Origin of the sequence: Pseudomonas sp. P97.38, from assembly GCF_001269745.1 — a bacterium.
Classification (GTDB): domain Bacteria; phylum Pseudomonadota; class Gammaproteobacteria; order Pseudomonadales; family Pseudomonadaceae; genus Aquipseudomonas; species Aquipseudomonas chlororaphis_E.
In genome coordinates, this window is sequence record NZ_LHVJ01000014.1 from 385082 (window position 1) to 411299 (window position 26218).

Below are 26218 nucleotides of genomic sequence, written 5' to 3' on the forward strand. Positions count from 1 at the left end.
CGCCGGTCAGGGTCGAGAACCCTGGCCGGCGTTTTTGCATGCCTCGATCAAGCCCCGAAGCCGCCGTCGATGGTCAGGCTGGCCCCGGTGATATAGGCCGCTTCCGGGCCCGCCAGATAGGCCACGAAGCTGGCGATTTCATCCACGTTGCCGTAGCGCCCGATCGCCATCAGCGACAGCAGGCTGGAGGCGAAGTCGCTGTCGGCCGGGTTCATGTCGGTGTCCACCGGGCCGGGCTGCACGTTGTTGACCGTGATACCGCGGGGCCCGAGGTCGCGTGCCAGGCCTTTGGTCAGGCCCACCAGGGCGGATTTGCTCATGGCGTAGGCGGCGCCGCCGGCAAAGGGCATGCGATCGGCGTTGGTGCTGCCGATGTTGATCACCCGGCCACCCTCGCTCATGTGGCGCGCGGCGGCTTGCGTGGCGACGAACACGCTGCGCACGTTGATGGCCAGGGTCCGGTCGAAATCCTCGAGGTTGAATTCTTCCACCGGCCCCATGGCCAGGACGCCGGCGTTGTTGACCAGGATGTCCAGCCCGCCGAAGGCCTCGGCGGTGGCCGCGACGGCATTGCGGATGGCCTCGACGTCGGCGCTGTCGGCCTTGATGGCCAGGGCCTTGCCGCCCGCTGCGGTGATGCTGTGCTGCAGCTCTTCAGCCTTGGCGGCCGAGCTGACGTAGGTGAACGCCACGGCGGCGCCCTCGGCGGCCAGGCGTTTGACGATGGCGGCGCCGATGCCGCGGGAACCGCCCTGGACCAGGGCCACTTTACCGTTCAGTGCTTGCGTGTTCATGGTGTTCTCCAAAAGGTGCCGGGGCGAGATGCCGCGGTGATGGGAGGAGTATCGACATCGCGTCGTGGGTTGTGTAGACCGCCCTTGCTATAGTCTGTGTAAACCAAAAGTTTGGAATGGCGCTCATGGAAACATTTAGTAGTATCGAATGCTTCGTCCGCAGCGCCGAGGTCGGCAGCTTCGCCGAAGCGGCGCGCCGCTTGAGCCTGACCCCGGCGGCGGTGGGCAAGAGCGTGGCCAAGCTTGAAGCGCGGCTGGGCGTGCGGCTGTTCCAGCGTAGCACTCGTCGACTGACCCTGACGGAAGCCGGCCAGTTGTTCCTGAGCGAAGTGAGCGGCAGCCTGCACACCATCCAGAACGCCGTCGCCAACCTCGCCAGTGCGGGCGGACAACCGGCGGGTACGCTGAAGGTGAGCATGGGTACGGCGTTCGGCCGTTTGTACGTGGTGCCGTTGCTGGGCAGTTTTCTACGGCGCTACCCGGCGATCAATCCCGATTGGCATTTCGATAATCGGCAAGTGGACCTGATCGGCCAGGGCTTCGATGCGGCCATCGGCGGTGGTTTCGAGCTGCCCCAAGGGGTGGTGGCGCGCAAGCTGGCGGTGGCGCATCGAGTGCTGGTGGCCTCCAGGGATTATCTGCAGGACCATGCCGCGGTGATCGAGCCGGACGATCTGGCGCACCATCAGGGCATCCTGATCCGTTCACCGCAGACCGGGCGCGTCCGTTCCTGGCAACTGACCCATCGCAGCGGGCAGCACAGCCCGCTCGTGCTCAAGGCGCGCATGACCATGAGCGACTCGGAGGCCGACTGCGCCGCCGCGGCCCAAGGGTTGGGCATCGGGCTGGTGAGCATGCCGGTTGCAGTGCCTTACCTTGATTCCGGCGCGTTGTTGCGGGTCCTGCCGGACTGGTACGTCGACGATGGCAACATTTCCATTTACTACGCCGAGCACAAGTTGCTGCCGGGCAAGACCCGGGCGTTCGTAGACTTCATCATCGAGCAGTTCGCGCAGCAGGGGTTGGCGGCGCGGTTCAGCGCGGTTTGAGCCTGGCTTCAGGCCGACGTGTGCCTATCGCGAGCAAGCTCGCTCCCACAGGGTTATGGTGTTTGGAAAAATCTTCTAATCACCCAAAACAACTGTGGGAGCGGGCTTGCTCGCGAAGAGCTCAACTCGGTTCAAGGCTGGAACTCACCGCCCAAACCGCCCCGGCCAGCCAATGATGGTCTTGGGCCGGGGTGTTGCATAGGTGCGCACTTTCGACGTCGACAGTCCCAGCCGCACCAGGGACTCGGCGATGGTCACGGCGGCGGTGACGCCATCGACCACCGGCACCCCGGCGCGCTGGCGGATTTGTTCGTCGAGCCCGGCCATGCCGCCGCAACCCAGGCAGATGACCTCGGCCTTGTCCTGGCTGACGGCCTGTCCCGCCTGCTGCACGATAGCTTCCACCGCCCGTTGCGGATCCTGTTCGAGTTCCAGCACCGCCAGGCCGCTGGCCCGCACTGAGGCGCAGCGGTCGAACAGGCCGGATAGCTTGAGGCGGTCCTCGATCAGCGGCACGGTGCGGTCCAGGGTGGTGACCACCGAATAGGCATGGCCGAGGAACATCGCGGTGCTGGCGGCGGCATCGGTGATGTCCACCACGGGCACGTTCAGCAGTTCCTGCAAGCCTTCGCGGCCATGCTCGCCGTAACCGGCCTGGATCACCGCGTCGAACGGCTGGTCGTAGGACATCACCCGGTCCATCACCGCGATCGCGGCCAGGTAGCTTTCAAAGTTGCCTTCGACCGAGTCGGCGCCAAAGTGCGGTGTCAGCCCGATGATCTCGGTGCCCGGCGCCGCCACGGCCTGGGCCTGTTGGGCGATGGCCTGGGTGATGGACTCGGTGGTATTGACGTTGACCACAAGAATTCGCATGAGCAGTTTCCTTAACGCAGAAAAGACGGCGGCCCGCGGTGGGGCCGCCTTACAGATCAATGGCTGACGTTATCCACAGCGATGGATTCACCGCTGACGTCTTCGTAGTAGGGCTGGCGCTTGGCGATGATCAGGTACAGCAGGCCGGCAATCGACGCGCCGATCAGCCAGGAAAACGGTGAGACGCTGTCGAAACCGGGCACCAGCGCCAGGACGATCGCGATCAGCGCCGCCGGAATGAACGCCGCGACGGCCCGCAGGTTGACGCCGTTGCTGTAGAAATACGCGCCACTAGGGTCTTCGCTGTACAACTGCGGCACGTTGATACGGCCTTTTCGCAGCAACCAGTAATCGACCATGATCACGCCGTACAGCGGGCCGAGCAGGGCACCCAGGCCCGACAGGAAATACACGATCACCAGTGGGCTGTTGTACAGGTTCCACGGCAGGATCAGCACGGCAATGGCGGCGCTGATCAGCCCGGCGCGGCGGAAGTTCAGGTACTTGGGCGCCAGGTTGCTGAGCACGAACGCCGGTGCGACGAAGTTGGCCATGATGTTCACCGCCACGGTGACAATCAGGAACGCCAGGCAACCGAGCACCAGGAAGAACGTGTTGGGAATCGAGGCGATGACCTGCGTCGGGCTTTCGATGACCTGGCCGTTGATCTGGAATTGCGCACCGCACAGCAGGATGGTAATCGCGGCGAACACCAGGATGTTCACCGGCAGGCCCCAGAAATTGCCGACCACGATGGTCCGCCGGCACGGCGAAGAGCGGGCGAAATCGCAGAAGTTGAGGATCAACGTGCCGTAGATCGCCAGCCACAGCGCGCCGCCGGCAAAGATGTTGCGCCACATCTCACCGCCGGTGAGGGGCTCGCGGATCGACCAGGCGATGGTTGCGCCGGCCTGGTTGTACATCCATCCGGCGAGGGCGGCGACGGTGACCAGGATCACCGGGCCGGCAAAGCCTTCGTAGCGGCGCACCGTTTCCATGCCGTAGGCCAGGATCACCAGTTGCACGAACCAGATCACCACGAAGCACACCCAGCCCAGGCTCGACAGGCCGAGGATCGAATTCTGGTCGTATTCGGCGAAGCCTGGATGGATCGCGGTCAGCAGCACACGGAACACCACCGATGCCAGGTAGGTCTGGATGCCGAACCAGGCAATGGCGATGACCGCCCTGATCAAGGCCGGGATTTGCGCCCCGTGGATACCGAAGCTGATCCGGCTGATGACCGGAAACGGTACCCCGGTCTTCTGCCCCATGTACCCGGACAGGTTCATGAAACCGTACACCAGCGCCGCCCCGATCCCCAGGGACAGCAGGATCTGCCAGCCCCCCAGGCCTAGCGCATAGAGGCCGATGGCGAACGAATAATTGGCGATGTTGTGAACGTCGTTGGTCCACAGGGCAAAGATGCTGTAGCGGCCCCAGCGCCGGCCTTCGGCCTTGGTCGGGGCCAGGTCCTTGTTATGCAGCCGGGGGCTCAGAGCCAGGGAGGCCGCCTGTTTGTCAGTATGGGCGGTAGTGGAGGAGGGCAGATCCAGCGCGATGTTATTGGAGAGGCTTGTACGCATTCCGGCAGGCTCCTGATTCTTGGCGCAGCGATGACTGGGCATGAGCGCAAGGCTCGACAATCTTCGTCGCGGCGCGGCGAGCATCTTGGTTATGGGGCATCTGCAGCCTGTACGGGATAGGGCGCTTCAGGCTTGCGGATCTAAAAGTGTGTGTAGGTTTTATTTGGGTTGTATACAAAACACTTGTCGACTCAAGCCAGATCTATGCCAGCCGCGGATCTAAACGACGCGCCTGTCATTTCGTTTGGTTATTGATTTTGAATAAGTAGCTGAAAAATAGACGGTATAAATTGACCGTTTGAACAGGTATTTATTTTTTCAGTAGGCGTGGCAGGGCGCAGAAGGGAGGCGGGGTAGGGAGGCAGGTGTAACTTTTCAGGGCATTGCTGGATAAAGTGCACACAAAAATGGCACCTGTGGTGACATTTCTGTGTACAAGGTCGAGGCGGGCGTCGGCCTGTTCGGTATCAGGCCTTGGATTTGCTGATGATATTGCCGGCGTGCAGCCCGCACTCCTTCTGGGTCGCTTCTTCCCACCACCAGCGCCCCTCGCGCTCGTGCTGGTTGGGCAGTACCGGGCGGGTGCAGGGTTCGCAGCCGATGCTGATGAAGCCTCGCTCATGCAGGCTGTTGTAAGGCAGCTCCAGCATACGGATGTAACCCCAGACTTCCTCGCTGGTCATTTGCGAGAGCGGGTTGAACTTGTACAGGGTGCGCTCCGGGGTGGAGAACGCCGTGTCGATTTCCAGCACGGCCACCTGGCTGCGGGTGCCGGGGCTCTGGTCGCGGCGCTGGCCGGTGGCCCAGGCGCGCACACCGGTGAGTTTGCGGCGCAGCGGCTCGATCTTGCGAATGCCACAGCACTCGCCATGACCGTCCTTGTAGAAGCTGAACAGGCCTTTTTCCTTCACGAAGGGTTCAAGCTTGGCGTGGTCCGGCGAGATCAGCTCGATGTCGATCTTGTAATGGTCGCGCACCTGGTCGATGAACCGATAGGTTTCCGGGTGCAGGCGACCGGTATCGAGGCTGAACACCTTGACGTTCTTGTTCAGTTTCCAGGCCATGTCCACCAGCACCACGTCTTCGGCGCCACTGAAGGATATCCACAGCTCGTCACCGAACTCGGCGAAGGCCAGCTTGAGAATGTCCTGCGGGGACTTGTTGGCATAAGTCGTGGCGAGTTCCACGACGTCAAACGATGGGCTCATCAGGGCGGTTTCCTACAGGTCGGTGGCGCTGAGCGCTCTATAGGGGGCTGATGGTAACAAAAGCTGTCGGCACTGGCGCGCCCTGTGCGTTGCGCCGGCACCGGTGAATGGCTAGAGTCGGCAGGCCTTTTGTTCCCTCAACCGATAAACATCAATAAATGGGAGTGTCCTGTGGAAATCGCCTGTCTCGACCTGGAAGGTGTGCTGGTCCCGGAGATCTGGATTGCCTTCGCCGAAAAAACCGGGATTGAATCCCTCAGGGCAACCACTCGGGACATTCCCGACTACGACGTGCTGATGAAGCAGCGGTTGCGTATCCTCGACGAGCACGGTCTCAAGCTGTCGGACATCCAGGAGGTGATTGCCACGCTCAAGCCGCTGGACGGCGCCATCGAGTTCGTCGATTGGCTGCGCGAGCGCTTCCAGGTGGTGATTCTTTCGGACACGTTCTATGAATTCTCCCAACCCCTGATGCGTCAGTTGGGTTTCCCCACCTTGCTCTGCCATCGTTTGATTACCGATGACAGCGGGCGAGTGACGGGCTACCAACTGCGTCAGAAAGATCCCAAGCGCCAGTCGGTCCTGGCCTTCAAGAGCCTGTACTACCGAGTGATTGCGGCCGGGGATTCTTATAACGACACCACGATGCTCGGTGAAGCCGACGCCGGCATCCTGTTCCATGCGCCGGACAATGTGATCCGGGAGTTCCCGCAGTTCCCGGCGGTGCACAGCTTTGCCGAGTTGAAGCAGGAATTCCTCAAGGCTTCGAACCGCAATCTCAACCTGTAACCCCAATCCCTTGTGGGAGCGCCCCTTGTGGGAGCGGGCTTGCTCGCGAATGCGGTTTGTCAGAAATTTTGATGTTGACTGACCCACCGCATTCGCGAGCAAGCCCGCTCCCACAGAAGATGTGTGGTCACTAAAGGTTCTGCAGGGTATCGAGCAGCACCTTGACCTTGGTAATCGACTCCTGATACTCCGCCTGCCAGTCCGAATCCGCGACGATCCCGCCGCCGCCCCAGCAGCACACCTGCCCATCCTTGACCAGCAGGCTGCGGATCGCGATGGAACTGTCCATTTCCCCGCGCACGTCCAGGTACAGCAGCGAGCCGCAATACAGGCCACGTCGGGTCGGTTCGAGTTCATCGATGATCTGCATGGCGCGGATCTTTGGCGCGCCGGTGATCGAGCCGCCGGGGAAGCTACCGGCGATCAGGTCCAGGGCATCCTTGTCGGCGGCCAGCTCGCCGGTCACGCTGCTGACCAGATGGTGCACGTTCGGGTAGCTTTCCAGGCTGAACAGCTCCGGCACCTGCACCGTGCCGATGCGGCAGGTGCGGCCCAGGTCGTTGCGCAGCAGGTCGACGATCATCAGGTTCTCCGCGCGATCCTTGGGGCTGGCCAGCAGGTCGGCGGCGTAGGCGGTGTCCTCGGCGGGCGTCGTGCCCCGGGGGCGGGTGCCCTTGATCGGCCGGGTTTCCACGTGGCCCTGGCTGACCTTGACGAAGCGTTCGGGTGACAGGCTCAGCACGGCGCCGCCCTCCGGCAGGCTCTGGAATCCGGAAAAGGGCGTCGGGCACGCAGCCCGCAGTGCCACGTAGGCCGCCCAGGCATCGCCCTGGCAAGGTGCGCGAAAGCGCTGGGCGAAATTCACCTGATAGCAGTCGCCGGCCTGGATGTACGCGTGGATCTGTTCGAGCGCCTGGCGATAGGCGTCGGCGCTCAGGTCGGGTGTCATCGGCCCGGCCAGGCTGAAGTTGTCCACAGGCCGTGGGGCCGCCTGGCTGAACAGTGCAATCAGGCGCTGGCGTTCGGCTTCGGCGCAATGGGGGTGGAACACCAGTTGGCTGGTGCCGGCCTGATGGTCGCTGACCAGCGCCCAGTCGTACACGCCGAAACGCGCGTCGGGCAGGTGCAGGTCGTCCTTCGCATGGGACGGCAGGGTTTCGAGATGTCGGCCGAAGTCGTAGCTCAGGTAGCCGATCAGGCCACCGGCGAAGGGCAATTGCACCTTGGCCGGCAGGACAGCATGCCCCAACCGGGTCAGTTGGGCGCGCAAACGTTGCAGGAAATCGCGACCACTCTCGTCCGGCAGCACCGCCAGTTGCGCCAGTGGCCAGGCGCTGAGCACATCATAGCGGCCGCGTTCGGCACTCGGCCGGCCGCTGTCGAGCAGCACGCTGCCAGGGGCATGGCGGATGGCCGCGAAGTACTCGGCGGGGTTGGCGCGGTAGGGCAGTGGGTGTACGGAACAGGTCGGCATGGGCGGGGCGGATCAGCCATTGAGGCGGGGGAGCGATTGTAATCCCTGTGTAGGATTTGCACCTAGAGGGATGTCGGAGATGGGTAAGTTTGGCGACAGATACAACCCTGCACAACCCGTGGCGAGGGAACTTGCTCCCGCTGGGTTGCGAAGCAACCCCCAACCAGATACCTCGGTGTGTCAGCTGGATCTCGTTGAATGTATCAGGGGTTGCTGCGCAACCCAGCGGGAGCAAGCTCCCTCGCCACAAGGGGGAGACTGTTTCAGGGTTTATCCTTCAACCGGCGGAATATGCCCAAACAACTCCTGGGCAAAGGCCACTCGTTCTTCCACGGTCTCAACCACGCCGCGGGCCTTGAGTGCTTCCAGGTGCGCTTCCACGGCGTGGGTGCGCAGGGTCAGGCCGCAGTCGTTGGCGATCTGGATGTTCAGCCCCGGCCGGGCATTGAGTTCCAGGATCAGCGGGCCTTTTTCCTGGTCCAGCACCATGTCCACGCCGATGTAGCCCAGCCCGCACAGTTCGTGACAACCGGCGGCCAGCTTCATGAAACCGTCCCAGTAGGGCAGTTGCACGCCGTCCACCGCGTTGGTGGTGTCGGGGTGCTTGGTGATGATGTTGTTCAGCCAGGTGCCGCGCAGGGTCAAGCCCGTGGCGAGGTCGACGCCCACGCCGATGGCGCCCTGGTGCAGGTTGGCCTTGCCGCCGGACTGGCGGGTCGGCAGACGCAGCATGGCCATTACCGGATAACCCATCAACACGATGATGCGGATGTCCGGCACGCCTTCGTAGCTGATGCTCTTGAAGATCTGGTCCGGCACCACCCGGTATTCGATCAACGCCCGGTCCCGATGTCCGCCCAGGGAATACAGGCCGGTGAGGATGCTGGAGATGTGGTGTTCGATTTCCTCATGGCTGACGATCTTGCCGGAGACCGTGCGATAGCGGCCCTCGAAGCGGTCGGCGATGACGATGATGCCGTCGCCGCCAGCGCCTTGGGCCGGCTTGATCACGAAGTCGGTGCGCCCGCCGATGATCCCGTCGAGCTTGTCGATTTCCTTCTCGGTGGAAATGATCCCGTACAACTCCGGCACATGGATGCCGGCCTCGATCGCCCGTTCCTTGGTGATGATCTTGTCATCGACGATGGGGTACAGGCTGCGCTTGTTGTACTTGAGCACGTAGTCGGCGTTACGCCGGTTGATGCCCATGATGCCCCGCGCTTCGAGGGCCTTCCAGGTCTTCCAGAAACCGAACATTACGAGTCAGCCTTGAGGAAGGCCTTGAACCGTACCAGCTCGGTCAGGCGGTAGCCGCGATAGCGCCCCATGGCCAGCATGAAGCCCACCAGGATCAGCAGGATCGCCGGGAATGTGAACACGAAGTACACCAGCTCCGGCACGCTCATGATCAGGTGCGCCAGGGAGGCGGCGAACAGCGTGCCGATGGCGACCTTCATCGCATGGCCGGCGCCGCGCTCTTCCCAGGTAATGGACAGGCGTTCGATGGTCATGGTCAGGATCACCATCGGGAACAGCGCCACTGACAAGCCACGCTCCAGGCCCAGCTTATGGCTGAACAGGCTGATGGCGGCGATCAGCACCACCACGAAGGTCAACACCACCGAGAGCCTGGGCAGCATCTGCAACTTGAGGTGTTCCAGGTACGAGCGCAGCGACAGCCCCAGCGCCGTGATCACCGTGAACAGGATGATCCCGAAGCCCAGTTGGGTTTCCCGGAAGGCCAGGGCAATCAGCACCGGGGTGAACGTTCCCAGGGTCTGCAGGCCGATCAGGTTGCGCAGCACCAGGATCACCAGCACGCCGATCGGGATCATCACCATGATCATGAACGTCTGCTGGGTCTGCAGGGGCAGGCCGTAGAGCGAGTATTCGAGGAAGTTGGCGTCGGTGTTCTCGTCCGTCAGCTTGGCCAGGCGGATCGCGTTCATCTCGCTGTTGTTCATGCTGAAGGTTACGGTGGCTTTCTTGCCGCCATCGACGGTGATCAGGTTTTCATCGCCGGTCCACCACAACAGCCGGTCGGTGGGCAGGCCCTGCTCGCCGGTGTCAGGGCTGAAATACAGCCAATCGGTGCCGTTGAAGCTGCGCAGCCACAGCTCGGGTGTCTGCGGCTGGTCGGCCACCAGGCGGATGGTGTGGACTTTTTCCACCGGGACGTGGGCAATCGACAGCACCAGTTCGACGATGCGCGCTTTGTTGCTCGACGACGGATCGCCGGCCAGCAGCAGCTTGACGTTGTCGTCGTTGAGGTTGTTGACCCGCTTGATGGCCTCGCTGATGAAGGTCTCGACGTCGGCCGAATGCTGGCGGATCGGGGCGAGCAGGGCTTCGGCGGCGAGTTTTTCCGGGCCCTCGACGGCGATGCTGTCACGGAAGGTCGGGCCCTTGACCTTGGTTTTTTCGGCGCTGTAGCGCTTGGTCAGCACCAGGCGGTAGTAGAGCGTCTGATTACCCTTGGCACGACGGGCCGACCACGTCACCTTGCGGTTACCGTCGACCCGGTTCACCGCCACACCGTAATTGTTGGAAATGAAGCTCTCGTTGAGGCTCACGTAGTCGCGGCTCAGGGGCGGCACGAACATCTGGACCTTGACCGGATCCTTGGCGTTGGGCACGAACTCGACCTTGGCGTCGATGTTCCACAAGTCGTCGGTGGCGTCTTCGGTCACCGGGATGCCGAGCACGAAAATCTGATAGGCCGTCACCGACAGGCCCAGCACCACCAGGATGGCGATCAGCATTTTCAAATGGAGGGTCAGGGAGCGCATTGGAATTACTCTGCGGTTTGAGCGGCATTGGCGCAGGCGGGTTTGCCGGCAGCGTATTTGAGACTGGGGTCGACCAGCGCGTCGAAGCGCTTGAGCGCTTCGGAGCCAATCAGCAACGGGTATTGGAAAGCGCTGCGGTCGGTCAGGTTCACTTCAATACTGCGCAGGGCCGAACCCATGCAGATGTCCAGTTCGATGACCGGCCGAGCCGTGTACTTCTTGCCTTCTTCCGGGTCGTAGTCACCGGCGCGGCGCTTGATCTTGCTGACCCTGGCCAGCGGACGTTCGATGGGGTGCGAGTGGGCCGCGTCGATGGCCAGGTAGAAACGCACCCAGGATTCGCCGTTGCGCTTGAAGCGCTTGATGTCGCGGGCACTGAGGGACGCTGTCTTGGCCCCGGTGTCGAGCTTGGCGGCCACTTCCAGGTCGATGCCCTGCAAGGCCGCGTATTCGTTGAGGCCGTACACGGTTTTTTCGCCCGCCGCGGCAAGCCCCGGCAGGCACATGAGATAGAGAGCAGCAGATAAGGGCTTGAGTGTCATAGATCCTGGTGCGCAGCATTCCGTTCATCGGTTCAGGCCCTGGCATTACTGCGCAAGCTCCTTCAGGCGCTTTCCCTATATAGAGGAGAGCGGCAAACAGCGGCGGCATTCTAGCACGGTGGTTTTCTGACGCCACCGCTGGCCGGAGGCTACGATTGAACCATGCGAGCGGTTATGGAGAAGGTCGTTATTAGACGATTGTCGACAATATTGATTTTTACTTTGACGAATAGTTCTTGATTGGTTAGTTTTTGGCACATTGCTTTTAAAGGTGTCGACAATATGCTCGGTCAGCTCGAAACCCCGGTGATGGCCCAGGACGACTCGGAAACCCTCTCCGAGAACGTGTTCCGGCGTATCCAGGCGGCCATTGTCCAGGGCGACATCGCCCCCGGCAGCAAGATCTCCGAGCCGGAGCTGGCCCGCACCTACGGCATCAGCCGCGGGCCGTTGCGCGAGGCCATCCATCGCCTGGAGGGCCAGCGCCTGCTGGTGCGAGTGCCTCATGTCGGCGCGCGGGTGGTGTCCCTGAGCCATGCCGAGCTGTTGGAACTCTACGAAATCCGTGAATCCCTCGAAGGCATGGCCTGCCGCTTGGCAGCCGAGCGCATGACCCTGGAAGAAATCGACGAACTGCGCCGGGTCCTGGAAACCCACGAGCGCGATGCGGCGTTCCAGGCCGGTGTCGGTTACTACCAGCAGGAAGGCGATTTCGATTTCCACTACCGGATTATCCAGGGCAGCGGCAACCGCACCCTGACGCAAATGCTCTGCGGCGAGTTGTATCAACTGGTGCGCATGTACCGCATCCAGTTCTCCACCACGCCCAACCGTCCGCGCCAGGCCTTTGCCGAGCACCACCGGATTCTCGATGCCATCGCCGACCGTGACGGCGAATTGGCTGAATTACTGATGCGCCGGCACATCGGCGCCTCCAAACGCAACATCGCGCGTCATTTCCAGGACAGCGCCGCCACTGAACGAGGTGAGTCATGAGTTCCAGCAAGAGCACGCCAGGCCAGCGATTCCGCGACGCGGTCGCCCAGGAGCATCCGCTGCAGGTGGTGGGCACGATCAACGCCAACCACGCGTTGTTGGCCAAGCGCGCCGGCTTCAAGGCGATCTATCTCTCGGGCGGCGGCGTGGCGGCCGGCTCCCTCGGTGTGCCGGACCTGGGCATTACCGGCCTGGACGACGTGCTGACGGATGTGCGTCGCATCACCGACGTGTGCGACTTGCCGCTGCTGGTGGACGTGGACACCGGTTTTGGTTCCTCGGCGTTCAACGTGGCGCGCACGGTCAAGTCGATGATCAAGTTCGGCGCGGCGGCGGTGCATATCGAGGACCAGGTCGGCGCCAAGCGCTGCGGTCATCGGCCGAACAAGGAAATCGTCTCGCAACAGGAAATGGTCGACCGCATCAAGGCGGCGGTGGACGCGCGCACCGATGACAGTTTCGTGATCATGGCCCGTACCGATGCCCTGGCCGTGGAGGGGCTGGAGTCGGCCCTCGACCGTGCCGCCGCGTGCATCGAGGCCGGTGCCGACATGATTTTCCCCGAAGCGATCACCGAGCTTGAGATGTACAAGCTGTTCGCCAGCCGGGTGAAGGCGCCGATCCTGGCCAACATCACCGAGTTCGGCGCGACCCCGCTGTACACCACCGAGCAGTTGGCCGGGGCCGACGTGTCCCTGGTGCTGTACCCGCTGTCGGCCTTCCGTGCCATGAACAAGGCGGCCGAGAACGTCTACACGGCGATTCGTCGCGACGGCACGCAGCAGAATGTCATCGACACCATGCAGACCCGCATGGAGCTTTACGATCGTATCGACTACCACACCTTCGAGCAGAAGCTCGATGCGTTGTTCGCGGCGAAGAAATAAGGCCCGCTCCCGAAACTTGCCGATTCCCTACAAATTCAACAATTGGAGACAGCAAATGGCCGAAGCAAAAGTACTCAGTGGCGCCGGGCTCCGTGGCCAGGTGGCCGGGCAAACCGCCTTGTCCACCGTGGGCCAGTCCGGTGCCGGCCTGACCTACCGCGGCTACGATGTCCGCGACCTGGCGGCGCAGGCGCAATTTGAAGAAGTGGCGTACCTGCTGCTGTACGGCGAGCTGCCGACCCAGGCGCAACTGGACGCCTACACCCGCAAGCTGCGCCAGCTGCGGGACCTGCCCCAGGCCCTGAAGGAAGTGCTCGAGCGCATCCCCGCCGACGCCCATCCGATGGACGTGATGCGCACCGGCTGCTCGTTCCTGGGCAACCTGGAACCCGAGCGCGATTTCACCGAGCAGCAGGACAAGACCGACCGCCTGTTGGGCGCATTCCCCGCGATCATGTGCTACTGGTATCGCTTCAGCCACCAGGGCCAGCGCATTGAATGCGTCACCGACGAAGCCTCCATCGGTGGCCACTTCCTGCACCTGTTGCACGGCAAGAAGCCGAGCGAGCTGCACGTCAAGGTGATGAACGTGTCGCTGATCCTCTACGCCGAGCATGAGTTCAACGCCTCGACCTTCACCGCCCGGGTCTGCGCCTCGACCCTGTCGGACCTGTTCTCTTGCATCACCGCGGCCATAGGCTCGCTGCGCGGCCCGCTGCATGGTGGGGCCAACGAGGCGGCGATGGAAATGATCGAGCGCTTCGACTCGCCTGAAGCGGCGATCAAGGGCACGCTGGCGATGCTTGAGCGCAAGGACAAGATCATGGGCTTCGGCCACGCGATCTATAAGGACAACGACCCGCGTAACGAGGTGATCAAGGGCTGGTCGAAAAAGCTTGCCGACGAAGTGGGCGATACGGTGCTGTTCCCGGTCTCCGAAGCCATCGACAAGACCATGTGGGAGCAGAAGAAACTGTTCCCCAACGCCGATTTCTACCACGCCTCGGCTTACCACTTCATGGGCATCCCGACCAAGCTGTTCACACCGATCTTCGTGTGCTCGCGCCTGACCGGCTGGGCCGCCCACGTGTTCGAACAACGCGCCAACAACCGCATCATCCGCCCGAGCGCCGAATACACCGGCGTCGAACAGCGCAAGTTCGTGCCAATCGAACAACGCTGAGCTGGAGGGCGCTGGCGCTGTAATTGAAGGAACCGCCTCCTCTTGTGGGAGCGGGCTTGCTCGCGAAGACGGACTGACATTCAACATGGATGTCGACCGACACATCGCTTTCGCGAGCAAGCCCGCTCCCACAGTTGACCGGGTTCACTTCAATAGCCACGCCAGCCCCCTCTGAAACCACCGTGACCCGAGTCCTGACGATGAACACAGAATTTCGCAAACCGCTGCCCGGCACTTCGCTGGATTATTTCGACGTTCGTGGGGCCGTCGAGGCCATCCGTCCCGGCGCCTATGACGGCCTGCCGTACACCTCCCGCGTGCTGGCCGAGAACCTCGTGCGCCGCTGCGATCCGGCGACGCTGGGCGAGTCGCTGCTGCAACTGATCGAGCGCAAGCGTGACCTGGACTTCCCCTGGTTCCCGGCCCGCGTGGTGTGCCATGACATCCTCGGCCAGACCGCCCTGGTGGACCTGGCCGGTCTGCGTGATGCCATCGCCCAGCAGGGCGGGGACCCGGCCCAGGTCAATCCGGTGGTGCCGACGCAACTGATCGTCGACCACTCCCTGGCCGTGGAAAGCGGCGGCTACGATCCCCAGGCGTTCGCCAAGAACCGCGCCATCGAAGACCGGCGCAACGAGGACCGCTTCCACTTCATTAACTGGACCAAAAAGGCCTTCAAGAACGTCGACGTGATCCCGCCAGGCAACGGGATCATGCACCAGATCAACCTGGAGAAAATGTCCCCGGTGATCCAGCAGCGTGACGGCGTGGCATTCCCCGACACCTGTGTGGGCACCGACAGCCACACGCCTCACGTCGATGCCCTGGGGGTGATCGCCATCGGTGTTGGCGGCCTGGAAGCGGAAAGCGTCATGCTCGGCCGCGCCTCGTGGATGCGCCTGCCGGAAATCATCGGCGTCGAGCTGACCGGCAAGTTGCAGCCGGGCATCACCGCCACCGACATGGTGCTGGCACTGACCGAGTTCCTGCGCAAGCAAAAGGTCGTCGGCGCCTGGCTGGAGTTTTTCGGTGAAGGTGCCCAGGCCCTGACCCTGGGCGACCGCGCGACGATCTCCAACATGGCCCCGGAATACGGCGCCACGGCGGCGATGTTCTACATCGACCAGCAGACCATCGATTACCTGAAGCTCACCGGTCGTGAAGACCAGCAGGTGCAACTGGTCGAGACATACGCCAGACAAGTTGGCTTGTGGGCCGATCACCTCAAGGGCGCGCAGTACGAGCGCGGCCTGAGTTTCGACCTGTCGTCGGTGGTGCGCAACATGGCAGGGCCGAGCAACCCTCACGCCCGCGTGGCCACCACGGACCTGGCGGCCAATGGCATTGCCGGGCAATGGACCGAAGTGCCGGGGCAGATGCCCGACGGCGCGGTGATCATCGCCGCCATCACCAGTTGCACCAACACCAGCAACCCGCGCAACGTGATCGCCGCCGGCCTCTTGGCGCGCAACGCCAATCGCCTGGGCCTGATGCGCAAGCCGTGGGTCAAGTCCTCCCTGGCGCCCGGTTCGAAAACCGTAGCGTTGTACCTGGATGAGGCAGGCCTGACCAAAGAACTGGAGCAACTGGGCTTTGGTGTCGTGGCCTTTGCCTGCACCACCTGCAACGGCATGTCGGGTGCATTGGACCCGGTGATCCAGCAGGAAATCATCGACCGCGACCTGTACGCCACCGCCGTGCTGTCGGGCAACCGCAACTTCGACGGCCGCATTCATCCGTACGCCAAGCAGGCGTTCCTCGCGTCGCCGCCACTGGTGGTGGCCTATGCCATCGCCGGGACCATCCGCTTCGACATCGAGAAGGACGTGCTGGGCGTGGTGGACGGTCGGGAAATCCGCCTCAAGGACATCTGGCCGAGCGACGAAGAAATCGAAGCGGTGGTCAAGGCCTCGGTCAAGCCGGAACAGTTCCGCCAGGTCTACATCCCGATGTTCGCCATCCAGGAAGACACCGGGCCGAAAGTCACGCCGCTGTACGACTGGCGTCCGCAGAGCACCTACATTCGTCGCCCACCCTACTGGGAAGGCGCGCTGGCCGGTGCCCGGCCGCTCAAGGGCATGCGCCCGCTGGCGGTGCTGCCGGACAACATCACCACCGATCACCTGTCGCCGTCCAACGCGATCATGCTCGACAGCGCCGCCGGTGAATACCTGGCCAAAATGGGCTTGCCGGAAGAGGACTTCAACTCCTACGCGACCCACCGGGGCGACCACCTGACCGCGCAGCGCGCCACTTTCGCCAACCCGAAACTGTTCAACGAAATGGTCCAGGAAAACGGCAAGGTCAAGCAGGGCTCCCTGGCCCGGGTCGAGCCGGAAGGCCAGGTCATGCGCATGTGGGAAGCCATCGAAACCTACATGCAGCGCAAGCAGCCGCTGATCATCGTCGCCGGTGCCGACTACGGCCAGGGGTCCTCCCGGGACTGGGCGGCCAAGGGCGTGCGCCTGGCCGGTGTCGAGGCGATTGTGGCCGAGGGCTTCGAGCGCATCCATCGCACCAACCTGGTGGGCATGGGCGTGTTGCCACTGGAGTTCAAGCCCGGCACCGACCGCAAGACCCTGGGCATCGACGGCAGCGAGGTCTATGACGTGATCGGCGAGCGTACGCCGCGGGCGACGTTGACGCTGGTGATCACGCGCAAGAACGGCGAGCGCGTCGAGGTGCCGGTGACTTGCCGTCTCGACACCGCCGAAGAGGTGTCGATTTATGAAGCCGGGGGCGTGTTGCAACGCTTCGCCCAGGACTTTCTTGAATCGGCGGTCGCCGTTTAAATCTCACGATAGGGAGTAGGAGCGTCCATGGCTCACGCACCACAAGTCAGAATCCCCGCCACCTACATGCGTGGCGGCACCAGCAAAGGCGTGTTCTTCAGCCTGCAAGACCTGCCCGAGGCCGCCCGCGTCCCGGGTCCGGCGCGCGATGCCCTGTTGTTGCGGGTCATCGGCAGCCCCGACCCGTACGAGAAACAGATCGATGGCATGGGCGGTGCGACGTCCAGCACCAGCAAGACGGTGATCCTGTCCAAGAGCTCACGCGCCGACCACGATGTCGATTACCTGTTCGGCCAAGTCTCCATCGACAAGCCGTTCGTGGATTGGAGCGGCAACTGCGGCAATCTGTCGGCGGCGGTGGGCTCGTTCGCCATCAGCAGCGGCCTGGTGGAGGCGGCGCGCATTCCGCACAACGGCGTGGCCGTGGTGCGGATCTGGCAGGCCAATATCGGCAAGACCATCATCGCCCATGTGCCGATCACCGACGGCGCGGTGCAGGAAACCGGCGACTTCGAACTCGATGGCGTGACCTTTCCGGCGGCTGAAGTGCAGTTGGAGTTCCTGGACCCGGCGGCTGACGAGGAGGGCGGTGGCGGTTCGATGTTCCCCACCGGCAACCTGGTGGACGACCTTGAGGTGCCGGGTGTCGGTACGTTCAAGGCGACCTTGATCAACGCCGGGATCCCGACGATTTTCATCAATGCCCGAGACGTCGGTTATACCGGCACGGAATTGCAGGGGGCGATCAATGGCGACCCCAAGGCACTGGCGATGTTCGAAACCATTCGGGCCCACGGCGCCTTGCGCATGGGCTTGATCAAGCACCTGGACGAAGCTGCCCAGCGCCAGCACACGCCGAAGGTGGCGTTCGTCGCACCGCCGGCGGACTACGTCTCGTCGAGTGGCAAGGCGGTGGCTGCCGGCGACGTTGATTTGCTGGTCCGGGCGTTGTCCATGGGCAAGCTGCACCATGCCATGATGGGCACCGCGGCCGTGGCCATCGGCACCGCGGCCGCCATTTCCGGCACCTTGGTCAACCTCGCCGCCGGCGGCACCGAACGCAACGCCGTACGTTTCGGCCACCCCTCCGGCACCTTGCGCGTCGGCGCCGAAGCCAGCCAGGTCAACGGTGAATGGACCGTGACCAAGGCCATCATGAGCCGCAGCGCGCGGGTATTGATGGAAGGGTTCGTGCGTGTGCCGGGGGATGCCCTGAACTAAGTTGAAAGCCTGTGGGAGCGGGCTTGCCCGCGAAGCGGTGTATCAGCCAGCACAAAGGTTGGAGGCGCTGGTTTCTTCGCGAGCAAGCCCGGTCCCACAGCGGCGCTGTCAGTCGCCTGCCAGTGCCGCGATGACCTGTCCAATATTGCCCTCCAGCTCCGCCACCGGGTCGGCGGCATCGGTGCTCAGCACCAGCAATTGGCTACCGCCTTCGCGGATGGCCGCTTTCACGGCCTCCGACGGTTGGCGATGGTGCAGCACCAGTGCCACTTCGTTGTCTTTCAATTGGGCGGTCAGTTGGGCGAGGGCCTCGGGTGTCCATTCGGCGTCGGGGCGGGCGTCGGTGCCGATTGTGTCCAGGTTCAGCCCACTGATCAGGTAGCCGAAATGTTCGCTCAGGCTGACCACGCTCAGGTTGTCGGCACTGGCGAGGCGTTTTTCGCTGTCGGCGCTGAGCTTGAGCAGGCGTTGCTTGAGGGTCGCCAGGTTGCTGTCGATGCTGGGCTTGGCCGAGGGCGCCAGGCGTACCAGGTCGGCGGCGATCACATCGGCCATCCGCCCGAGGTTATGACTGGCCATCCACGGCTGGCTCGCCAGGCCATCGGCCGTGCCCGGTTGCACGGCGATCCCCGGCAAGGCACCGTCCACCGGGCGGGCGGCATCGACTTCGACAATGCGGATGTTGCTGCGCCGGGCCATGGGGTACAGCGGATCGTCCGGCCACAGCGAGCGCAGGCCGATCACCGCGTCGGCGTCACGGGCCAGTTTGCTCAATGCTGGTGCACCCCGGCCACTGAAATAGGCGCTCTGCCGGGTGCCGGGCAAGTTGGCCGGGGCCGCTCGGTCCAGCTTGACGTCAGTGCCCTTGAGCAAGGTCTCGCTCAACCCGTAGGTGACAGGCAGCGAGGCCAGCAGGTGCACGGGCCGGCTGCTTTCGGCGGCGAATGCGGGGAGGGTGATCAGGCCGCCCAGCGCCACGGCCAGGCTCAAGCGTCGAAGCATCATCATTTATCCAAGGTTCCCTTTGAGGCTGGGGACGACACCGCGGGCGATGGCGCTCAAGGCGAAGGCGATGCCGGCCACCAGGATGATCGCGGCACCGGAGGGGATCGGCAGGTCGAAAACGATCGGCGCGAGGATTCCGCACAAGGTACTGACGGTGGCGATCAGCACCGAGCAGCCGAAAAAGCCTTTCAATGACTGGCTGAGCAAGCGCGCCGCCGCCGCCGGGATCACCAGCAAGGCGCCGACCAGGATCGCGCCGATGACTTTCACCGCCGCCACCGTGATCAACGTCACCAGGACCACGAACAGATAATCCAGGGTCTTGACCGCCACGCCTCGCACCGCCGCCAGTTGCGGGTTGAAACTGGCCAGCATGATGCGGTTGTACAGCGGCAACGCCAGGGCCATCACCAGCGAGCCGACCACCGCCAGCACCAGCAGGTCGTTGCCGTTGACCGTCAGCACCGAGCCAAACAGCACGTTTTCGAGGATGTGCACGTTGATCTTGCCCGCCAGGATCAGCAGCAGGCTGGCGCCCAGGGCCAGGGACACGGAAAGGAAGACGCCGATCAAGGTGTCCGGTGCCAGGCCGGTACGGTTGCGCAGGTAATTGAGCAGGATGCCGAACAGCAGGCAGTAACCGAAGAGGCTGCCGTACGGCCCGGTGTAGGGCTCGCCCAGCAGGATGCCGATGGCGACGCCGGTCAGCGCCGCGTGGCCCACCGCCTCGGAGAAAAACGCGAAGCGCTTGACCACCACCAGTGTGCCCAGGCCGCCCAGCACCGGGCCGATCAACAGCCCGGCCAGCAGCGCATTGACCACGAACCCGTAGGCCAGCGCCTCGGGCAGGTAGCCGGACGAGGCCCAGCCCTGGACCATCAAGCGAAAGGTTTCATAGCTCATCAGGCGGCGCTCCCGTTCGTCCGTGGATGGGTGGAAAACAGCGACAGCAAGCGTTCGGGGGTGAGGGTCTGGTGCGGTGGACCGTCGAACAGCACTCGGCGGTTCAGGCCGGTGACCCGGTCGGCCAGGCGTGCGACGGCTTCCAGGTCATGCTCGATCCAGAGCACGGTGATCCCGGCTTCGCGCCAGTCCCGCAGCAACCGTTCGAAGACCTGGATCCCGGCCTCGTCCAGCGCCGACATCGGTTCATCCAGCACCAGTAACTGCGGCGGTGGGATCAGACCCTGGGCGAGCAGTACTCGCTGGCGTTCGCCGCCAGACAGCGCGCCCATGCGTCGCTTGCGTTTGTCCTGCATGCCGACCCGTTCCAGGGCCGCGCCGATGGCACCGGCGTAATGCCGGCTCAGGCCGAGAAAGGCTGGGCGCCGCTGACACATCGCCGCCATGAAATCATCCACGGTCATGGGCAGGCCCCGGTCGAACTCCAGCGCCTGGGGCACGTAGCCAATCACGCCGGGGTCGCCCGGCCATTGCAGGCTCAAGCGGCCCTGGTGCGGCATCTGCCCGAGCAATGTCTTGATCAGTGAGCTCTTGCCGCCACCGTTGGGCCCCACCAGGGCGTGGATGCTGCCGGGCGCCACCTGGAACGCCACCTCATCGAGGATGGTGGTGCGACCGAGGTCCAGGCGGATGCCGGCGAATTCAATCAACGGCCCGGTGTGAGGCCGGGTGAGGGTTTGCTGGGCGGTCATGCGCCGGACTCCTGGATGGCCCGGACCACCGTGTCGAGGTTGCCGGTCATTTCCTTCTCGTATTTCTCGGCGCTGTAGTCGCCGTAGGAAATGTGCGAGAGCGGGTACAGCTTCACGCCGGACTCACGTTGGATGGTGTCGACGTAGGTGGACGGAAAATCCATCTCGGAGAAGATCACCTTCACGTCCAGCTCGCGCAGTTGGTCGATGGTCTTCTTCAGTTGGCTGGGGCTCGGCTCGATGCCATGGGCGGGCTCGACCACCGCGGTCACTTCCAGGCCGAATTCACGCAGCAGGTAGTCGTAGGCGGCATGCACCGTGGCCACCCGCAGCTCGGCGTTGGGCGCCTGGGTCAGTTTCGCCAGGGCGGCGGCGCGCATCTGCCGCAGGCGCTTGCCGTAGGCACGGGCGTTCTGGGTGTAGGTCTTGGCGTTGTCCGGGTCGAGCTTGCCCAGTTCCCGGGCGATGTTGTTGACCTGGGCAATGGAGGCGCTGATGGACAGGAACGTGTGCGGGTTCACCACCTTGCCTGCGCCCCGGGCCGCGGTACCGGTGGCCGCCAGCAGCGGCACGTTCTCGTTGGCTTCGATCACCTTCACGTCCGGGGTTTCGCTGGCGGCGATCATGCGGTCGGCGAAATCGTCATGGCCCACGCCGTTGAGCACGATCACGTCGAGGCCGCCGATGCGTTTGATGTCTTCGGCCCGTGGCTCGTAGGCGTGGGGGTTGAAACCGGCCGGGATCAGCGGGACGACCTCGGCCTTGTCGCCGACGATGTTCGCCACGTAGCTGTAATAAGGGTGCAGGGTAATGCCGATGCGCAGGCGCTTGGCTGTTTCGGCGCTGGCCGGCGCGGTGAGCAGGCAGGCCAGCAGGCTGATCAGCAGCAGGCGCAGCAAGGAGCGGCGTTGAGGGGCGATAGGCATGGGCGAAGGGTCTTCTCTCGAATCAGGGGCGTGGGTCAGTGCCGATGCTGGCGGGTCACGCCGGCGTCGAATTGCGCGACGATCTGCTGCCAGCCGGCGGCGGACAGTGCGGCATCGTCCAGCGCCGTAGGCACCGTGGGGCGACTGCCACGGTTGAGCCAGATGTCCGGTGCAGCGTCGGAAGCTTCGCCGATGCGCATCAGAAACGAACCGGCGACGGCGGGATTGCCACTCGTACCGAAGTAGGCCCGATCCTCCAGCGATTGCCAGGCGTGGCCGCCGCGGCTGACGGAACTGGCGTCCTGGGCGAACGGGGCAAAGCCTTCATCCGCCAATGCCTGCGGGGTGGGCAGCGAGGGGTTTTCTTCACGCAGCAGGCGAATTTCATCCAGGGTCACTCGCAGGTCCGCATAGAGGCCTTGTTCCGCGGCGCTGAGGTCGCGGCGGGCGTCGAGCTGGTTCGAGGCCAGGACGTGCGTGTCTTCGGCCTTGCGGTGCCAGCTCACGACCGACCCGGCCACCAGCACGATGACCAGGCACAACAGCGCGACGTAGAGGGTTTCATGGCCCGCGCCGGCAGGCCGGACGACTTGAGTCGTGGACGGGTTCATGGGGCCTCGATGTCCGCTTGGTCGATTTCCACCACGTGGCCGGGGCCGGCGTCGAAGAGCACATAGAATTCAGCGCTCGGTTTCTTGAAGGTCAGCGTTGAATCCGCCCCCAGCTTGCCCGGAACCAGGATGGTTTCGTCGTAGCCAATGACGTCCAGGGTCACCCCAGGCGCGCCGCTGCCGTCGGAAAAGCCACCGGTGCACTGGATCTGCTCGGCGTCGATGGCCTTGCATTCGCACATCGGGTTGTGGGCCAGGACACTGGAGCTGAAGCCAGCGCAGAACAGCAGCGCCAGGCCCTTGAAACAGGCGCGGGAAGTCATCGTTGGGTTCCTTGGGTGTTCAGCCAGGCGACGGTGGCCGGTGACGCCTGGCTCAGGGGAATGGAAGCCTGGTGCATCGAGCCGTCCCAACCTTCGAGGGTTATCCACAGCTCGGCGTCCGGCTGAGTCTTGGACGGCACCGGCAGCAAGGCGCCCATGCGATAGGGCGAGCCGAAGAAAATCACCCCGGCGGCCCGCAGGCTGCGAGGCTTGCCGATGCGCAGGTAGGTGGCCTTGACCTGGCCGATGCAACGTTGGCACAGGGCCGCGTTGAAATGCTTCATGGGCCCGGCCGGGCCCTCCTGGCGTGGCGCTTCATTGCGAAACTCGGCCAGGCGCAGGCTCCAGGGCCCGACCTGGATTTCACCGACGTCCCGTTGACCCAGTCCCTCGTCGCCACGGAACAACGCCGCTTCGGAGAAATACTTGGGCATGAACCCCAATGGAATCAGCAACAGCAGTACGTTGAGGTGAAAGCGCCATTTACGCCAGATCAGGTTCAGGCGTGATGGTGTCGATGGGTGGGTAGTGGACTGGCTCACAGGCTGCCCTCCGATGATTCACTGCCCATGGACGGCTGCAGTGACCGTGCAGCCCGTGTTCCTCGGCTGGGCTTCTGGCTGCGCTTGAAGGCGTTGGCGGTGGCGAGGGCCGTGCGCTTGGTCCAGATCAGCAACCCACTGAGGACCATCATGCTCAGGATCAGGCCGAAGAAGAACCAGATCAGCTTGATCCATAGCCCGCCGAAATCCCCTGTGTGCAAAGGCCGCATGGATTCGGTGACGAACTCCAGGGTGGTGCGGTCCGACAGCAGCCGCAAGGCCGCCACGTCACCGTCGTAGGGGTTGAGCGTGGCGGTCTGGAACATCAGCGGGTACCAGCCGCGTCCGCTGATTTCCAGATGGCTGTAGGCATTGCCGGGCAGGTTGATGAAGCTCGCTTCCAACCCGGGGATTCGCTGCTGGGCAATTTCAAGGGCCCGGTCCAGGTTCAACAGGGGCGGTGCCGTGCCGTCGGCCGACAGGGGCACGCTTTCCCGGGCAACCACCGGCAGCACGGGCTCGCTGGAAATGGAAATCTGGTTGTCGAACAGAAAGGCCTGGATCAGGAACCAGGTGCCGGTGATGGAAATGACCGCGATGAACCAGATCGACCAGATGCCACTGAGGCGGTGGAAATCACCCCAGAAAATTCGTGCGCCGTGGCGAATGCGCAGGGTTGGACGAAAAAAGCCTTTCCAGAAGCGCTTGTAGACCACCAGCCCGGTGACCAGGGACGCCAGCAGCGGCAGGCCGAGGAATGACACCAGGTACCAGCCCCAGCTGAAACCGTTGGTGAACGGGACCAGCCACCAGCCGTGCAGGGCGCGGGTGAACGCCTGGAAGTTGAACGTCGGCGCCGAGCCCTGGATGACGCCGCTGTAGGGGTTGACGTAGACCGTGTCGGGACGGCCATCAGGGTAGGTGACCCGGACCTCCAGGGCGAAATGCGATTCATCCGGGCGGGTGATGCTCTGCACCTGGGTAAGCGGCTGGGCTTGCCTGATCGCCGCGACCACCTGCTCGTAGCCGAGCAGCGGTGCATCGTCTGTCGGCTTGCTGGCGCGCATCTCCGGGTTGGCCAGCCAGACGATCTCCTGGCTGACCACGGCAAGGGTGCCGGTGACACACACGATGAGGACGAAAAACCAGATGGGCAATGCCAGCCAGCTATGGACCAGGAACCAGAGTTTGGAGCGGGACTTCTTGGACATGATTGAACGTCTTGATTCGATGAAAGGCTCTGTATTACGGGCTTCGCAACACGGTGAACCCTGGACGGGCGGGCCGTGGCTTTTGCCGACGCGGCCCGCTGCATCTAATAAAGACGAACGAGAAACTGAAATCCCGAAGGGAAAGATGAAAGAAAATGTTTCGCAATCAGTTTTAGTCCTGTCCGTGGGAGCGAGCAGGTTTGCTCCCACAGCGGGATAGGGCTTCAGGTCAGCCTGATTGGAACATCTCCCGGGCCCGTTGCTCGATCTGTTCCTGGGTCAGGTCCTCCTTGTGCGTTGCCAGGAACCACACATGCCCATAGGGATCCTTCAGGCTGCCGGTGCGATCCCCATAAAACTGGTCTTTCACCTCCGAGATCACCGTACCGCCCGCGTCGATGGCCTGGGCAAATGCACTGTCCACGTCCTCGACGTACAGGTGCAGGCCTACCGAGGGCGATGCGTCCGGATTGCGCAGCGGGCCCTGGTCGCAAGGCGTGCCGAGCATGATCGGGAAGTCGTTGATCCGCAGTTCGGCGTGTCCGACGCTGCCATCGGGCATCGGCAGGCGCATGACCTCGGTGGCGTTGAAGGCCTTTTTATAGAACTCGATGGCTTCGGCCGCTTTTTGAATGCCCAGGTAGGGCGTGATGCAATGGAAACCTTCAGGAATGGTTTTGGCACCCATGACGTTTCTCCTTGTGGGGTAGGGCGAAGAGCACCTTCGCTGACTGGCGCCCATCCACTATAGGACAGCGTTCTGGCACCTGGTCGCGCGCCGACGAACGTCTCACGGCGCGTCCAGCAGATGAGCGCCCGGCCCGCGCTTGCCCAGCACATCGCCCTGGTTGCGCAGGGGGCAATGCTCCATCGACAGGCAGCCGCAGCCGATGCAGCCGTTGAGCCGGTCGCGCAGTGCCACCAGCTGGTTGATGCGCTCATCCAGCGCCTGGCCCCATTGCGCCGAGAGGCGTTGCCAGTCGGTCGCCGTGGGCGCGCGGCTGTCCGGGAGGTTTTTCAAGGCCTCGCCAATTTCCGCCAAGGGAATGCCCAGGCTCTGGGCGACCTTGATCAGCGCCACGCGGCGCAACACTTCGCGTGGGTAACGCCGTTGGTTGCCCGAATTGCGCGTGCTGTTGATCAAGCCCTTGGCTTCATAGAAGTGCAGGGCGGTGACCGCCACGCCGCTGCGGGCGGCGACTTGGCCGACGGTGAGTTCCTTGTGGACATCGATCGGTTTCATTGGCCTGAATTTCTCGCTTGACCTTGACTTAACTAGAGGTTTTACCCTGCAGGCCTTCGGATCTCAAGATCCGCCTTACGCACATCGGGGACCTTTCATGCAAACGCCAAGGAACAATCGCAGTTTCACCCAGTTGATGGAATTCAACATCGAACCTCAATGGCAGCAGGCCCTGGTCTCGGCGCTGTCGGAGCAGACCGAGCGCCTGGCCCGTGACCATCAGGGATTGCTGAGCGCCAGCATCCAGGCCAGCGAAGACGGTCGGCGGGTACTCAACTATTTGCAGTGGCAAACCCGTGAGGCGGGCGAAGCAGCGCTTCGTAGCGTCGAAGCCGGCGAGCAGGACTTCTGGCAACTGGTACACCGGGCCAAGGCCGTCACGTTCGGCTCATTCGAGGTGCTGTGCAATATCGAGCGCAGCCTGGACAACGCCTTGCATTGTCAGTTGGTCGATTAAGCGCAACGGTCGATTCGAGGACGCGATACCCACTATCGAGAGGGTTGATTTCTGCCCGGCAG

Annotated in this window: 26 protein-coding genes; 8 read left to right on the forward strand and 18 right to left on the reverse strand. The window is 63.4% G+C overall.

What is annotated here, in order from left to right; translation table 11 throughout:
- Positions 1-47 precede the first annotated feature (47 nt).
- Positions 48-794, reverse strand: coding sequence for a 3-oxoacyl-ACP reductase family protein (locus AD664_RS10130; RefSeq protein WP_053146259.1), 747 nt, complete (start codon positions 792-794; stop codon positions 48-50).
- Between the two features lie 125 nt (positions 795-919).
- On the opposite strand from AD664_RS10130, the gene AD664_RS10135 reads away from it, so the two are divergent.
- Positions 920-1843, forward strand: coding sequence for a LysR family transcriptional regulator (locus AD664_RS10135; protein WP_047736387.1), 924 nt, complete (start codon positions 920-922; stop codon positions 1841-1843).
- A gap of 144 nt (positions 1844-1987) precedes the next feature.
- Here the strand turns inward: AD664_RS10135 and AD664_RS10140 are convergent, their stop codons facing one another.
- The 3 genes from AD664_RS10140 to AD664_RS10150 form a co-directional block, all read right to left on the reverse strand.
- The gene (locus tag AD664_RS10140; protein ID WP_053146262.1) at positions 1988-2716 is read right to left on the reverse strand and encodes an aspartate/glutamate racemase family protein; all 729 of its coding nucleotides are present in this window, start codon (positions 2714-2716) and stop codon (positions 1988-1990) included.
- Between the two features lie 56 nt (positions 2717-2772).
- Complete coding sequence (locus tag AD664_RS10145) at positions 2773-4302, reverse strand: NCS1 family nucleobase:cation symporter-1 (protein ID WP_053146265.1); 1530 nt, start codon at positions 4300-4302, stop codon at positions 2773-2775.
- A 467-nt stretch (positions 4303-4769) separates the two neighbouring features.
- On the reverse strand, positions 4770-5510 hold the full coding sequence (locus AD664_RS10150) for a phosphoadenylyl-sulfate reductase (RefSeq protein WP_042732464.1): 741 nt from the start codon (positions 5508-5510) through the stop codon (positions 4770-4772).
- A gap of 171 nt (positions 5511-5681) precedes the next feature.
- Between AD664_RS10150 and thrH the strand changes: the two genes are divergently transcribed.
- Positions 5682-6299, forward strand: coding sequence for a bifunctional phosphoserine phosphatase/homoserine phosphotransferase ThrH (thrH, locus tag AD664_RS10155; RefSeq protein ID WP_042732465.1), 618 nt, complete (start codon positions 5682-5684; stop codon positions 6297-6299).
- Between the two features lie 130 nt (positions 6300-6429).
- Here thrH and pabB read toward each other — a convergent pair whose 3' ends face one another.
- The 4 genes from pabB to AD664_RS10175 all read right to left on the reverse strand — a co-directional run bounded on the left by pabB (position 6430) and on the right by AD664_RS10175 (position 11104).
- Positions 6430-7773, reverse strand: a complete 1344-nt coding sequence (pabB, locus tag AD664_RS10160; RefSeq protein ID WP_053146267.1) for an aminodeoxychorismate synthase component I — start codon at positions 7771-7773, stop codon at positions 6430-6432.
- 270 nt (positions 7774-8043) lie between these two features.
- A complete protein-coding gene (locus tag AD664_RS10165) occupies positions 8044-9030 on the reverse strand; it encodes an alpha-L-glutamate ligase-like protein (protein ID WP_042729215.1) in 987 nt (328 codons plus the stop codon).
- Positions 9030-10562 carry an inactive transglutaminase family protein gene (locus tag AD664_RS10170; protein WP_042729216.1) on the reverse strand — a complete coding sequence of 511 codons (1533 nt, stop codon included), beginning with the start codon at positions 10560-10562 and terminating at the stop codon, positions 9030-9032. The genes AD664_RS10165 and AD664_RS10170 overlap by 1 nt, the downstream gene beginning before the upstream one ends.
- Positions 10563-10567: 5 nt before the next feature.
- Positions 10568-11104 carry an ATP-dependent zinc protease gene (locus AD664_RS10175; protein ID WP_042729217.1) on the reverse strand — a complete coding sequence of 179 codons (537 nt, stop codon included), beginning with the start codon at positions 11102-11104 and terminating at the stop codon, positions 10568-10570.
- Between the two features lie 282 nt (positions 11105-11386).
- Here AD664_RS10175 and AD664_RS10180 point away from each other — a divergent pair, with 282 nt between their 5' ends.
- The 5 genes from AD664_RS10180 to prpF all read left to right on the forward strand — a co-directional run bounded on the left by AD664_RS10180 (position 11387) and on the right by prpF (position 18183).
- Positions 11387-12100 carry a GntR family transcriptional regulator gene (locus tag AD664_RS10180; RefSeq protein ID WP_042729218.1) on the forward strand — a complete coding sequence of 238 codons (714 nt, stop codon included), beginning with the start codon at positions 11387-11389 and terminating at the stop codon, positions 12098-12100.
- Positions 12097-12987, forward strand: a complete 891-nt coding sequence (gene prpB / locus AD664_RS10185; RefSeq protein WP_047736385.1) for a methylisocitrate lyase — start codon at positions 12097-12099, stop codon at positions 12985-12987. The genes AD664_RS10180 and prpB overlap by 4 nt, the downstream gene beginning before the upstream one ends.
- Before the next feature lie 55 nt (positions 12988-13042).
- On the forward strand, positions 13043-14170 hold the full coding sequence (gene prpC / locus AD664_RS10190; RefSeq protein ID WP_053146270.1) for a 2-methylcitrate synthase: 1128 nt from the start codon (positions 13043-13045) through the stop codon (positions 14168-14170).
- A 200-nt stretch (positions 14171-14370) separates the two neighbouring features.
- Positions 14371-16962 carry a Fe/S-dependent 2-methylisocitrate dehydratase AcnD gene (acnD, locus tag AD664_RS10195; protein WP_053146273.1) on the forward strand — a complete coding sequence of 864 codons (2592 nt, stop codon included), beginning with the start codon at positions 14371-14373 and terminating at the stop codon, positions 16960-16962.
- Between the two features lie 27 nt (positions 16963-16989).
- Entirely contained in the window at positions 16990-18183 is a 1194-nt protein-coding gene (gene prpF, locus AD664_RS10200) for a 2-methylaconitate cis-trans isomerase PrpF (RefSeq protein ID WP_053146274.1), read from the forward strand.
- Between the two features lie 108 nt (positions 18184-18291).
- Here the strand turns inward: prpF and AD664_RS10205 are convergent, their stop codons facing one another.
- The 10 genes from AD664_RS10205 to soxR form a co-directional block, all read right to left on the reverse strand.
- Positions 18292-19191, reverse strand: coding sequence for a metal ABC transporter solute-binding protein, Zn/Mn family (locus tag AD664_RS10205; RefSeq protein WP_053146277.1), 900 nt, complete (start codon positions 19189-19191; stop codon positions 18292-18294).
- Complete coding sequence (locus AD664_RS10210) at positions 19192-20091, reverse strand: metal ABC transporter permease (protein WP_053146279.1); 900 nt, start codon at positions 20089-20091, stop codon at positions 19192-19194. It abuts the gene before it with no gap.
- Positions 20091-20843 (reverse strand): metal ABC transporter ATP-binding protein, encoded by a 753-nt coding sequence (locus AD664_RS10215; RefSeq protein ID WP_053146280.1) that lies wholly within the window; start codon positions 20841-20843, stop codon positions 20091-20093. Before AD664_RS10215 ends, AD664_RS10210 begins: the two co-directional genes overlap by 1 nt.
- Complete coding sequence (locus AD664_RS10220) at positions 20840-21769, reverse strand: metal ABC transporter substrate-binding protein (RefSeq protein ID WP_053146281.1); 930 nt, start codon at positions 21767-21769, stop codon at positions 20840-20842. Before AD664_RS10220 ends, AD664_RS10215 begins: the two co-directional genes overlap by 4 nt.
- 35 nt (positions 21770-21804) lie before the next feature.
- Positions 21805-22380, reverse strand: coding sequence for a DUF6162 family protein (locus AD664_RS10225; RefSeq protein ID WP_053146283.1), 576 nt, complete (start codon positions 22378-22380; stop codon positions 21805-21807).
- Positions 22377-22703, reverse strand: coding sequence for a hypothetical protein (locus AD664_RS10230; RefSeq protein WP_053146285.1), 327 nt, complete (start codon positions 22701-22703; stop codon positions 22377-22379). The genes AD664_RS10225 and AD664_RS10230 overlap by 4 nt, the downstream gene beginning before the upstream one ends.
- Positions 22700-23245, reverse strand: a complete 546-nt coding sequence (locus tag AD664_RS10235; RefSeq protein ID WP_042729229.1) for a hypothetical protein — start codon at positions 23243-23245, stop codon at positions 22700-22702. Before AD664_RS10235 ends, AD664_RS10230 begins: the two co-directional genes overlap by 4 nt.
- Positions 23242-24456 (reverse strand): PepSY domain-containing protein, encoded by a 1215-nt coding sequence (locus AD664_RS10240; RefSeq protein ID WP_053146288.1) that lies wholly within the window; start codon positions 24454-24456, stop codon positions 23242-23244. Before AD664_RS10240 ends, AD664_RS10235 begins: the two co-directional genes overlap by 4 nt.
- Positions 24457-24685: 229 nt before the next feature.
- The gene (locus AD664_RS10245; protein ID WP_042729231.1) at positions 24686-25144 is read right to left on the reverse strand and encodes a VOC family protein; all 459 of its coding nucleotides are present in this window, start codon (positions 25142-25144) and stop codon (positions 24686-24688) included.
- 102 nt (positions 25145-25246) lie between these two features.
- Positions 25247-25699, reverse strand: a complete 453-nt coding sequence (gene soxR, locus AD664_RS10250; RefSeq protein ID WP_053146290.1) for a redox-sensitive transcriptional activator SoxR — start codon at positions 25697-25699, stop codon at positions 25247-25249.
- Between the two features lie 97 nt (positions 25700-25796).
- On the opposite strand from soxR, the gene AD664_RS10255 reads away from it, so the two are divergent.
- Positions 25797-26156 (forward strand): antibiotic biosynthesis monooxygenase, encoded by a 360-nt coding sequence (locus AD664_RS10255; protein WP_053146293.1) that lies wholly within the window; start codon positions 25797-25799, stop codon positions 26154-26156.
- The last annotated feature ends 62 nt before the right edge of the window (positions 26157-26218 follow it).